Genomic DNA, 1,322 nt, shown 5'->3' on the forward strand with positions numbered 1-1,322 from the left:
CAGCCGCAACACCCGAGGAGCCTCGTCCGTTACGGACCCGCGGCCCGCCACCAGCCAGGTTCACCCGTCAGGGGACCACCTGAAAAGGCCTCACTCAAGATGAAACAAACGCTGCAAACCTTGCCGACATCCTCCTGATGACGCAGCACGAGACGATCGACGCGGTCGCCGCGCACCACGCGCTGCACTCCGAAGCCGCGTTCCGGCAAGGCTCGGCCGGTCCGGAACTGCGGCTGCCGGAGAAGTTCGAGATGCCGCACGAGAGTTGGCCTGCCGGGTACGCCGCGGAGGCCGCGAATGTGGCCGGGCTCCGTGGATGCGGGACTTGGGACGAAGCCTTCCCGCACGCCGACGCATTCCTCACTTCGCTGCTCGGGCCTGCGTTCACCGGCACATGGCACCCCGACCGTGAGACCTGGCAGACCGACGGGGCAACCTAGGCATTCGTGCCTTCCTGCCGCCTGACTGCCCTCTCAGCGCTCGCGCTGGCGACCCGCAACGACCTGGGGACGACGAGCCTGCGTTGGTTCGACGCGGACGCAAACGAGCCGCTGGAGTGGACCGAGTGCGGGCCCACCCTGGTGCACTCCCCAGCGGTCGCCGCCGATGCCGACGGGCGCCTGGTTGTCGCCGTACTCGGCGACGACGGTCACCTGCACACGGCTCGCCAGGAACAACCCGGCCGCTGCAAGCCGCTAGGGCCGTGGCAGCGCGCGGACCACTCAGGTTGCGTGGCGAAGGCGTGTGCCTTCGCCACGCAACTAGAGTTGCCGGCTTTAGGCTTCGGTGGTCGGCATGGTGGCGTTATTTCTTAATGCGCAGACCTGGCGGCCGAGCTGTTGTGGGAGAGTTCATGAGCCAATCATTTTCAAGCATTGCGGTCCAGGCGCCCAGCGTGAGCGTGCAGCAATACCTCAATCACCGATCCCTCCCCGCGTACATTGCACCCGTAGGGGATGGGTGGTGCGGTGTCTTTCTGCCGCACAGATCAGTGGACTTCTCGGATCTCGCGAAGGAGCTCAGTGAGAAGTTCGCCTGCGGCGTTCTCGTGTCATCGATGTATGAATCATCCGTCATGATTTACGAAATCTTCAAAGATGGAACGTTCGTAGCCCTGCACAACACGGATCCGACGTATTTCCCAACCCTCGATGACCATTGGAAACAGAGGGCGCAGTTTGAGGAAATCCAGTCCATTAATTTCCCTCTGATGCAAGAATCGGAAATTAAGGGTTGTCCCGTAAGTGCTGGTCGCGGGTGAGATGATCTTGGTGTGGCTGGTGTGATCACGGCGTCGGAGCCGTCCTGGATAGCCCCGTTCA

2 protein-coding genes are annotated in these 1,322 nt (G+C 62.8%); one reads left to right on the plus strand and one right to left on the minus strand.

Annotated features, from left to right (window positions below; genetic code table 11):
* Positions 1–137 precede the first annotated feature (137 nt).
* Positions 138–440, plus strand: coding sequence for a hypothetical protein (locus tag ACWD12_RS41045; protein ID WP_450103958.1), 303 nt, complete (start codon positions 138–140; stop codon positions 438–440).
* Between the two features lie 626 nt (positions 441–1,066).
* Here ACWD12_RS41045 and ACWD12_RS41050 read toward each other — a convergent pair.
* A partial coding sequence (locus ACWD12_RS41050) for a hypothetical protein (RefSeq protein ID WP_450103959.1) occupies positions 1,067–1,322 on the minus strand: 256 nt, incomplete at its 5' end.

It is taken from the genome of Streptodolium elevatio (assembly GCF_053592165.1).